Origin of the sequence: Chryseobacterium sp. CH21 (assembly GCF_004119445.1) — a bacterium.
Lineage (GTDB): Bacteria > Bacteroidota > Bacteroidia > Flavobacteriales > Weeksellaceae > Chryseobacterium.
In genome coordinates this window covers 16,570-27,282 of the sequence record NZ_QICI01000052.1, presented here as the reverse complement: position 1 = coordinate 27,282, position 10,713 = coordinate 16,570, and the positions used below count along the sequence as shown (strand labels likewise).

At 34.1% G+C, this 10,713-nt stretch carries 10 protein-coding genes; 5 read left to right on the top strand and 5 right to left on the bottom strand.

Annotated elements, in window-relative coordinates; genetic code table 11:
* The first annotated feature begins 186 nt into the window (after positions 1-186).
* On the top strand, positions 187-345 hold the full coding sequence (locus BOQ62_RS22485; protein ID WP_164976733.1) for a hypothetical protein: 159 nt from the start codon (positions 187-189) through the stop codon (positions 343-345).
* A 42-nt stretch (positions 346-387) separates the two neighbouring features.
* Here the strand turns inward: BOQ62_RS22485 and BOQ62_RS11575 are convergent, their stop codons facing one another.
* From BOQ62_RS11575 to BOQ62_RS11565, 3 genes are all read right to left on the bottom strand, one after another.
* Positions 388-1,119, bottom strand: a complete 732-nt coding sequence (locus tag BOQ62_RS11575) for a porin family protein (RefSeq protein ID WP_164976732.1) — start codon at positions 1,117-1,119, stop codon at positions 388-390.
* 46 nt (positions 1,120-1,165) lie between these two features.
* Positions 1,166-2,218, bottom strand: a complete 1,053-nt coding sequence (locus BOQ62_RS11570) for a PCMD domain-containing protein (protein ID WP_129039628.1) — start codon at positions 2,216-2,218, stop codon at positions 1,166-1,168.
* A 228-nt stretch (positions 2,219-2,446) separates the two neighbouring features.
* On the bottom strand, positions 2,447-2,749 hold the full coding sequence (locus BOQ62_RS11565; protein ID WP_129039626.1) for a hypothetical protein: 303 nt from the start codon (positions 2,747-2,749) through the stop codon (positions 2,447-2,449).
* Between the two features lie 508 nt (positions 2,750-3,257).
* Here BOQ62_RS11565 and BOQ62_RS22480 point away from each other — a divergent pair.
* The 4 genes from BOQ62_RS22480 (at position 3,258) to BOQ62_RS11550 (ending at position 8,307) form a co-directional block, all read left to right on the top strand.
* A complete protein-coding gene (locus tag BOQ62_RS22480; protein WP_164976731.1) occupies positions 3,258-3,431 on the top strand; it encodes a hypothetical protein in 174 nt (57 codons plus the stop codon).
* A gap of 300 nt (positions 3,432-3,731) precedes the next feature.
* Complete coding sequence (locus tag BOQ62_RS11560) at positions 3,732-4,058, top strand: hypothetical protein (protein ID WP_129039624.1); 327 nt, start codon at positions 3,732-3,734, stop codon at positions 4,056-4,058.
* A gap of 163 nt (positions 4,059-4,221) precedes the next feature.
* The gene (locus tag BOQ62_RS11555) at positions 4,222-5,247 is read left to right on the top strand and encodes a M14 family metallopeptidase (RefSeq protein WP_129039622.1); all 1,026 of its coding nucleotides are present in this window, start codon (positions 4,222-4,224) and stop codon (positions 5,245-5,247) included.
* Positions 5,248-5,886: 639 nt separating this feature from the next.
* On the top strand, positions 5,887-8,307 hold the full coding sequence (locus tag BOQ62_RS11550) for a mechanosensitive ion channel family protein (RefSeq protein WP_129039620.1): 2,421 nt from the start codon (positions 5,887-5,889) through the stop codon (positions 8,305-8,307).
* A gap of 132 nt (positions 8,308-8,439) precedes the next feature.
* On the opposite strand, the gene BOQ62_RS11545 is transcribed toward BOQ62_RS11550, so the two are convergent.
* Together BOQ62_RS11545 and BOQ62_RS11540 are read right to left on the bottom strand one after the other, a co-directional pair.
* Entirely contained in the window at positions 8,440-8,958 is a 519-nt protein-coding gene (locus BOQ62_RS11545; protein WP_129039618.1) for a DUF2911 domain-containing protein, read from the bottom strand.
* Between the two features lie 35 nt (positions 8,959-8,993).
* The gene (locus BOQ62_RS11540) at positions 8,994-10,685 is read right to left on the bottom strand and encodes a sodium:solute symporter (RefSeq protein WP_129039616.1); all 1,692 of its coding nucleotides are present in this window, start codon (positions 10,683-10,685) and stop codon (positions 8,994-8,996) included.
* Positions 10,686-10,713 lie beyond the last annotated feature (28 nt).

Below are 10,713 nucleotides of genomic sequence, written 5' to 3'. Positions count from 1 at the left end.
TCTTTGCAAATCCCTAGTTCTTGAGCTAATAAGGATATATTGCCTCGTTGTTCACTTAAAGATACTGCTTGAATCTTAAACTCGATACTGTAATTTTTTTTGATCTTTTTCATACTCTTAAAGTTAAAGAGTATAAGAATGGTGTCCTAACAAAGTTAGCAACTCCATCCTCAACTTGGTATCACATTGTATACAGATTATAGCAGTACGCAATCTACTATAACTTACCGATTTGCAGATGTTCTGAAAATTGACGAAGAAACAGCACAGGATTTAGCGGATGAATCCGAACGCGAAAAAATAAGATACATCACTACAGGTCTTAGGTTGACGGCATATTTTTAACCAAGAACCCTGGTTTTGTAAATCTGGGTTTTTATGTTTAATTTAAAACTGGTATCCTGCTCCAATCTGCGCAAAAATGTTATACATCGGAAAACTTATTCCTGTAAAAGATGATGGAAATGTCGATCGAAGTCCCCATTGTAAAGAAACATCGGCACTCCAATGATTACCAAAACTTCTTCTCGCTCCCGCATAAAAACCATAGTCCGTTTTTCTGATTTTATCAGAAAAATCAAAACTGGCACTGCTGATCTCAACTTTTTCACCTAAAGATCCACCATTTCTGATATAACCGTCAGAAACAGTACCTTCAAATTTTCCTTTTAATAGAAAAGCCATATATCCTCCTAAACGATAATGCCAATTTTTGCCCGGAGTAAATTCCACGAAAACAGGCGCACCTAAATAAAGATTTTTAGATTCTGTTTCATTAGTTCCCGAAAAAGCTCCCTCAAATGTAGCTGTATCATTTCCTGATCCCTGCTGAATAAGTGTATGAAAATAGACTACGCTGTCTTTCACCTTCATTCCTTTGTAATCAAGTCTTGGGTTTATTCCTACACTCCATTTTTTATGAAAGTTATATTTTATCTCTGCTCCCACTGAAGGCGCAAAAGTAGGATTATAACTTTTCACCTTTCTAATATTTGAAGGGAGAGGAATTGGTGAAAGCCCACCAAGATTGAATCCTACAGTTACCCTTACATCAAATTTAGAAAATATACTGTTTACTTCCTTAATTTCTGTATTTTCTTTTACTTTCTGGGCAAACATAAGAGATGTTACCAAACAAAAAGACAATGCTATAAAAAATCTCATATTACTGTGCTATAATTCTTAAACTATCAACTGCCAATTTGCTTCCAACAGCACCACGATACTTACCTCCTTCATGGCTTGATGATGCCACAATAGCAACCATCAGATTATTCCCCAGTACCTTACCTGGAATGTAGGTAAAAGGCACTTCAAATCTTTTGAAATCTCCTGAATTAATATTATTTGGAACCACTGCTCGCGCTACAATCTTATCAGAATTGTCTATTGTATTTCCGTTTAATCTTTCGGGACCGTTAAAAAGTACTGCGTACAAAGAAAATTTATCGGTTTGTCCAGCAACCGGATTTCCGTCTTTATCTAAGAAAGTAGCTCCTGGAACATAACGATAATACCCTGTAAATTTAGCTGGTTTATCATAATAAGGTTGTCCAAATTCGGTTGCGGCAAGAGGATCAGCAAGAGCTTGTGAAGAATTAAAGTCTCCTAGGAACAGAGAACCCGGGAAAATATGAATTCCAAAAATTATCGAGAGTGGATTTCCTGGAAGTGTTGTCATTTCTCCAGCTCTACTACCACCGAAACCACTGGGTGTAGATCTCGTAGGATAAGAATCTACCTGCTTCGGAACACCCGATAAAGCGATGCCTGGATTTCCAGATGACCACAACTGAATATTATTATCTAGTGGAAATTCATACTTATCTTCAGGATGCACAGTCCAAGTTTCAAAGTTGAAAGTCCATGTACCAATTTCTACCACATCTACTTCATAGATTTTAGAATTATCTCCAGACTCTGAGGTAACGGTATAAAAAACGGGTTTATCAAAATTTATTATCTGCCCGGATGCAGGACTTACCTTTGCATCATTAGAAAGCTTAATATCAGGCGCAATACCATTTTGGTATGCTTCAGGTTTAAGGTAAAGATATATTTTCTTATTAGCCTGATCAATTATCGTCTTTGATGAAAGCAATTGTTCATTTATGACAAATTCTTCGATATCTGCTTCTGGATTTAATGGTGGATCGGCAATACAAGACATCATCGTAAAAGATGTTAGAATAATCCAGAATATATTCTTTATTTTCATAATAATAAATTTCAATTAAGTTCTACTATAATTTTCGGATGATAAAAGTGGGTATCTGTCTTTCGGGAAACCAAAAATATTTCATTATCGTTCACAAAACATCCGGAATTTAAATATTTAATTACCAATACGTTAAAATCGTTACTAACTTATTTATTATCTTTATTATAATAACTAATATGTTACCATGAGGTTTATGGTTTTAAACGCAGCTTGTTTTCTTAGATGTCAGAGCCGCAACCATGGCATTTCGACAATCAAGCACCCAAAAGCATACTCATTAAGCAATTGAGTTGCCCTACCCATTCTTTGATTAACAGTTTTACCCAAATTATTAAAAACTGATGAAGCAATTTTATATCTATCCAAATTTTCACCTGATCCGGTTGTAGATACTTTATTAATGAAATTGTGTATTACTGCAAATTCGTTCACGTTAACAGTTTGCCCGTGTGTAATTGCTTGAGCTTTGAGAGAAATACTATTTACTGCAAGTAGTAATGTAAAAAAGGCTGTGAAAAAATTTCTCATATTAATCGGTATTTGTCATACGCAGTAATATCCGCAAATATATTCTATTAATTTTAAATATAAAATATTAAATTCTATCAAACACAAGATAAAAATTAAAAAAAAATCATGATAGGCTATGAAGAATATTCTACCATCTAAATTATTGATCTTAGGATTATATTCTGAATTTAAAGAAGTTCTTGAACGTGTAAAAAAAGAACATTGTTAAAACAAATGTTATCGCCTAATTTTTAAAAAATATTAATCTTACTTATGAAAAGATCCATCAAGTTTGAAGATACGCTCGATAAAGCCACAAACACCCAAATGACGCCAACTAAAGACAGTTAGCGCCATTTTTTTATCTTTTTACAAAATTTCTGAGCGTTCCCTGAAAAACATAATGTATTAAACACATTTTAATGAAAAACACATTATAAATTTCTCATGAATAATCCATTAATTTTTTCAATACTTACAAGATATATATTTATCATAGCTCTTTATCAGAATCAAATGAACATTTATGAAAAAGCTTTATCAGCTCACCTGTTTAGGATTTTTTATTTCCTTAATCTTTTTTCCAGACTTTGTTTTTGCACAAAAAATAGAAGATATTCTTGCAACCCCTGTCTCTCAAAAGAATGGAACTAAAGAAAATCCCTCACTTGCAAAAAATAATTTTTTTTACAGACAATAAAAATAGTCGTAAGCAATATGAACTCTTCTCAAAACTTGATGCGAGTATTCAGGAAGGAAGTCTTGTTTAAAAAAAGGAATTGATTATAAAGATTTCACTGAAGAACTTGCCACTTCCGAATACATCAAAAAATACGCCCTCGACGGCGTTATCATAAAACCTACAGAATTTCAATCTGTAAGAAACGTTACCCTTACCACAACTATTCTCAACGAAATTCTTCGCCGAACCAACACTGATTTAAAAAAAATTGATCAGGACCAAAAGGAGCTTACGAGAAGCCAGACTAAAATAGATTCATTGATCATCAATGAGACACTATATCAGATGCCTTCTGATCCAAGCATAGAAAAACTTTACACACAACGTCTATCTGAAATGAATAAGGATGTAGACAAAATAAATTCACGTTTCAAAACAGCACTAGACAGTATTAATAAACTTCAGATTAAAGGTCGAAAATTCAAATATCAGCTTCAAAATAATATTCTCGAAGCCGAAAGAGTCAGAAGCAAAATTCAGCAAAATCTTTTCACCCAGAGAATCGATATTTTTAATCCAAAAACAAACCCTACATCTTTTGCTGAAAGCATGGGCGTTTCCGTTATTAAAGAATTTGTATTGTGACCTTCTCCCGAAAAACCTTACCATTTAAAAGTAGAGATTTTCAATAAAATTCTCTAAATTATTCCCAAAAATCGTAATAAGGCAATAGAAAAAAACTTACAATCTCTATTTTTACAGTCTTAAAATAAAATTCAATAAGGAACAACAGTTAATTTATCGAAAAATGAAGATTATTATTTCATTATTACCTCTATTATTGTCTCTGACCACACTCCAGGCTCAAAGTTTATCTGAAACATTGAAAGTTATCAAAAACGGAACCCGGTTTGACAGGACTATTTCTTTGGATACCAAAAATCAAACGGAAAATCTCCCGATTTCTATAATAAAAGGTATTAAGAATGGCCCTGTTTTTACAATCATTGCCGGAATCCATGGATACGAATACCCACCTATAATAGCGGTCCAGGAGCTAATGCAGGAAATAGATCCAACAAAAATTAATGGTACTGTTATTATTCTGCCTATAGCAAATAAAGCATCCTTTTATGGAAGGTCTCCCTTTATAAACCCTATAGACGGTAAAAATCTGAACAATTCTTTTCCAGGTTCAGCTCAAGGCACAATAACGAATCGGATCGCAGATTGGATAACCAGAGAGGTCATCCCGCTTTCAGATGTATTTCTGGATATCCACGGCGGTGATGCCTCAGAAGATCTTATTCCTTTCGTTTGCTATTATGACAATAAAGATGAAAATACTGAAAGAGCAAGATTACTCAGTGAAGCCTCAGGTATGACAAATATTGTTTCTTACCCTTATAATATTACCAAAACTGAACCAGCAAAATATGCCTTTAAACAGGCTGTTCAAAATGGAAAGACAGCATTAAGCATAGAGGCCGGCAAATTAGGCAATGTACAGCATGAAAACGTTAAATTAATAAAAGACGCTGTTTACAATATGCTTGCTCATACAAAGATATACCCATCAACTATCCAAAAAAACACTAAGGATAAAAACTATTTTAAAAATCAAACTTATATCAAAGCTCCCTCCACAGGCATTTTTTACAGCAAGATCAAAAGCGGAGACTATATATCTAAAGATCAGATGGTAGGATTCCTGACAGACGAATTTGGAAATATCATTCAGAATATCAAATCTTCAACAAATGGAACCGTACTGTATAAAATTGGTACTCCACCAGTAAATACAGGAGAAACACTTTTCTGTATTGGATCATAGAAATATTTTACACATGTACACTCAAGCTATTCAAAGTTTTAATATAAAATGCTCCAGCTTATTGATAGCATTTACTTTCGAAATAACTATTCATCATTAGAAATATCAGAAGAAATACGCAATGTTGTATCATAATTCCCTATCAAAAAGACGTAGTGCTTTTTATAATATTACAGGGATCAAAAAGGTAGTGAAGTAGTTTGTTTTATATTACGCATCACAAAAGAACTCTGCATTTTGCTGATGTGAGGAATTGTAGAAAGTTTTGATTCACAGAATCTTAACAGCTCTATTTCCTGTTTATTTAATGCTGTCATCGGATTTTTTCATCAAATATAACAACCCGTAAATTAAAATCGAACAAAATACAATATAAAATATAATTTTAAGGAAAATTTACACAATTAAACACATTTTGCCTCAAAAGATTCAAATCATCGATAAAAATTTTTGAAGATACGTCCGTCTTGATCACAAACAGTCAAACGGCGCTATTTTTATTCTTTTTAAAAGATTAAAATATTATGAATATTCTCTCAAAAATAACAAGAAATTTTACAATATTTAAAAGATATACATTTATCATAGTTTTTAATCAGAAAAAGCTCTAATTTTATAAACGGAATCAAATAACCATTTATGAAAAAGCTTTATCTGTTCATCTATTTAGTATTTTTTATCGCTTTTATCTTTTTTCCAAACTTTGTTTTAGCCCAGAAAACAGAAGATAGCATATCAAAATCCGCAGTTCAAAAGAAAGATAATAGAGAAAACTCATCTCTTACAAAAAATAAAAAGTTTTTCAACGATAATAAAAACAGCCGCAAGCAATACGAGATTTTCTCAAAACTTGACGCGAGTATTCAGGAAGGAAGCCTTGTGTTAAAAAAAGGAATTGATTACAAAAACTTCTCTGCAGAACTTAAAAGTGCCGAATATATCAAGCAGCTGGCCCTTGATGGTGTCATCACAAATCCCACAAAATTTCAGTCCATCAGAAATGTCACCCTGACTACAACGATACTTAATGAAATTCTCAGTAAAACCAATAAGAATTTAAAAAAGATTGACAAAGATCAAAAAGAACTTACCAACAGCCAGGCCAAGATAGATTCTTTGATTATCAGCGAAGTACTTTACCTAATGCCTTCTGATCCTAAAATACAGAAGCTTTACAACCAACGTTTAGACGAAATGGCGTCTGATGTTGACAAAATAAATGCCCGCTTTAAAACAGCATTGGACAGCATCAATAAACTGCAGATTGATTCAAGAAAGTTTGAATATCAGCTTCAGAATAATATTCTTGAAGTAGACAGACTGAGAAGTAAAATCCAGCAAGATCTTTTTATACAAAGAGCAGACATTTTTGATTCTCAAACCAATCCAACATCCTTTATCCAAAGCATGGCAGTTTCTATAGTAAAAGAATTCATTTTGATGATTTATTATCTTAGTAACCATTCGTATATGTTGGGATTAATGTTTCTTTTTACATTAATTATCGGTTTGTATCTAAGAATTTTGAAGAAAAAATTTCAACAGGCTCAGATTTATAATGGTTTTAAATACCACATTCATATTTTTGAAAATCCATTTCTGGTAGCTTTCATTATCTCAGTTACGGTTACTCATTTTTTCTTTGACCATCCACCTTTTTCTTTTCTATCCGTGATATGGCTTTTCCTGCTTGTAGTTTATAGCTGGGTGACGAGGAAAACATTTAATCCGGTTCAGAAAAAATTCTGGAAAATATTTGTTGTTCTCATTTTCCTGTCATTCTTTGCCAATAATCTTCTTATTCCATCTGCAGGCGAAGTGAAGTTTCTGATTTTATTAGCTCTTGTAACGATTGGTGTCCTTCTGTTTATTTTATTAAAGTATAGGTCTTACTTTCGACTACCCTATTTGATTGTTTTCTCGTTTGTAGTTTTTTTAGAACTTTTGGGCATTTACTACCTAGGTTTTGGTAACTATAATTTTGGTAAAATATGCGTCGTTGTAGGGCTGCTTTCTCTCTTCCTATGCTATCTGCTTATATTTACACTGTCTAAAATTTTGGATATTTTCAGATATTCAGAATATCTGCAGAAATTTTCGACGGAAGAAAAAATCGAAATCAACCTCGAAGAGTACGAAGCTCATGAAATTTTTGGATTTCGTTACGTAATCCTTATAGGAGCTTGGTTCATATTGGTTTTTCGCAGTTCTTACTGGTATCAGAGTCTCACCAAACCTCTCGCTGAAGAATTGGTAAAAACAAGGAGTATGGGAGATTTCAGTTTTACATTTCAAAATATACTTTTCTTTTTTGCCGTGATTATTTCTTCGGTAATTATATCTAAAATTGTTTCCTTCATTTCTACGACCAATCAGGAAGTGAACAGCAAAAAACACATCGGAAGTTGGCTTTTATTAATAAGAATCGGAATTATAACTTCCGGAATCATCCTGGCCTTTGTCACTGCCGGCTTTCCTTTGGATAGAATTACCATTATCTTAAGTGCTTTAGGAGTCGGAATCGGCTTAGGGCTTCAATCAATCACCAACAATCTTGTGAGCGGAATTATACTGGCTTTCGAAAAGCCTGTCAATATTGGTGATATCATCGAACTTAACGGACAAACTGGACAAATGAAATCTATTGGCATCAGAAGCAGCATCATTACCACTTTTGACGGTGCCGACGTTATTTTACCCAACGGGGAATTACTCAATCAAAATCTCACCAACTGGACCTTTACCAGCAACAAAAGACGTTACGAAATCAAAATCGGTGTAGAATACGGATCTGATCTTTCACAGGTAAAAAATACTTTAGAGGAAATTTTAGATGCTCACGAAATCATCTTAAAAAATCCGGAACCCTTGGTTTGGGCCACAGATTTTGGCGACAGCTCTATTAATTTTATTATGAAATTTTGGGTGGCAAATTTCGTTTTTGGAAGCGATGTTAAAAGTGAAATCATCCTGGAAATTGACAGGAGATTTAAAGAACAAAACATCAAAATCCCATTCCCACAGAGAGAAATTACTATAAAAAAATCATCAGAAGATTAAACTCTGATGATTTTTTAAATTTTACACGAAATAAATAGGAAAAACTAATTTTCAGCAATGGGAAATATCCATCTAATCCTTCTATCCTAAAAAATCCCGGATTAACGGGATCTTAATTTTTGATATTCAAATCTATTTGATTTCTACAGGAACTGAGATTTTATCCCAATCCATTGTGAATCCATTATTGTTTATTTTATAAACTAAAGTTTCCTGTGTCGCTGGTAAAGCCTTTGTTTTTACATCAACACGTAAAGCATCTTTTGCTTCCTCGTATTTATAAGCACCCCATTGCTTTGGTTCTTTATTAAAAATCGCAGTCCAGGTTCCGCTTTGCTTAGGGATTAAGAAAAAGCTGTATTTACCTGCAGGAAGCTTTTTACCTTGAACAGTAATATCCTTATCCGTTTCAAAAGTAGTCGCTTCATTGGCACCCGCACGCCAAACTTTATCATAAGCTTCCAAACCACCCCAGATGGTACGTCCTTTTACAGAAGGGCTGCTATAGGCAATGGTAATATTTGCATCTTTAATTTTTCCTGTAGCAGTAGCTGGAGGGCTGGCAGGTTTTTTAGTTTCCTGTGCAAAGGCATTCAGGGAGATTGTCATTGTAGCCACAAGTACGGCAGCAGATTTCATGATTGTTTTCATAATATTTTTATTTGTTTGTTTTTATTATTATTTGCTTACGAATTTACTTCTTTCTGTTTATAAAACAGCAATCCGATTGCAGAAAATACAATGACTGCTGCTGCCCCAATTACATTAAGCCAAAGGAAAGAAACGATATCAAACTGATAAACGGCAATAACCGTAATTTCTGATAAAATGGCGGCAATAAATACATTCGAGCCAATGATTTTTTTATAGTAAAATGCAACCAGGAAAATCCCCAATATCGGACCGTAGAAAAGAGACCCCAGTACATTAACTGCTTCAATAAGAGAACCCATTTGAGTAGCAAACATAGCCACTCCAATGGAGAAAATACCCCAGGCTAAGGTGTGCAGGCGGCTGTACTTCAATTCGGTTTTCTCATCAGGAAGTTCTTTTTTAAATATTAGATGAATATCTTTTAATGAACAGGCAGCAAGAGAATTCAGCGCTGCCGAAATGGAACCCCAGCTGGCCAGAAAAATGACGGCAAACAGCAAACCAATCATCCCTACAGGCAAAGTGTTTTTTACGAAATACAGGAAAATGTAGTTCGTATCCGTTTTCTCTGCGTTATAGTTTGATTGATTGATCGCTTCCTCTACTCTACCGTGCAATGCTTTTACTTCTGTTTGTGTGTTTTTAAAATCCTGAATTGTTTTATTGAGTTGAGGAGAATTAGATTCTTTTAATTTTAGAATTTCTTTTGATTCTGCATTAAATTTTATTTGTAAATTCTGATGTTCTTTTTCAAAAACCGCAGTCTGGTCAGGTTTTGTTTCCTTTAAATATTGATAAGAGCGTTCGTTAAAATAAATCGGAGCCGGTTTTAGAGAAAAGAATGCGAAAAGCAAGGCACCGATCAAAAGAATTGCAAACTGCATCGGAATTTTAACCAATCCATTCAACAGCAAGCCCATTTTTGCATTGGTATTGTCTTTCGCAGTAATATACCTCCCGACCTGGCTCTGGTCCGTACCGAAATAAGAAAGTGCCAGAAAAAAACCACCGATTAAACCACTCCAGATATTGTATTTATCTTTCCAATCGAATTCTGTGGTGATTACATTCAGCTTTCCGGATTTCCCCGCCAGATACAGTGCATCCTTAAAACCAATTCCATTTGGCATATTCTGAATAAGCAGATACCCTGCAAAAGCCATTGTTCCCAGAATAATCAGAAACTGTAATTTTTGGGTATGGGCTATTGCTTTTGCTCCACCTACATAGGTGTAAATCAACAGAATACCACCTGTTAAAACATTGGTCAAATAAATATTCCAGTTTAAAACGCTTGATAAGATAATACTCGGAGCATAAATGCTGATTCCGGTTGATAAGCCTCTGGAGAAAAGAAAAAGCAGTGAAGTGAGTACCCTTGTTTTTTTATCAAAACGGTTTTCTAAATATTCATAGGCGGTATAAACATTTAAGCGCTGAAAAATCGGGATAAAAGTGATACAGATCACAATCATCGCCAAAGGCAAACCAAAATAATACTGTACGAAACGCATCCCGTCCGTATAAGCCTGACCAGGTGCGGAAAGAAAGGTAATGGCACTAGCCTGTGTAGCCATAATCCCTATCAATACAATGTACCACGGCATTTTATTATCTGCTTTCAGGTAGGTTTCGTTACTTTTTTGGCCACGGCCGATCATTACGCCATAAACAACCACTGCAACAAGTGTAAAAATGAGAACTGTCCAATCTATATTACTCATGCCCAGAATTTAGTAAACCCATAATAAA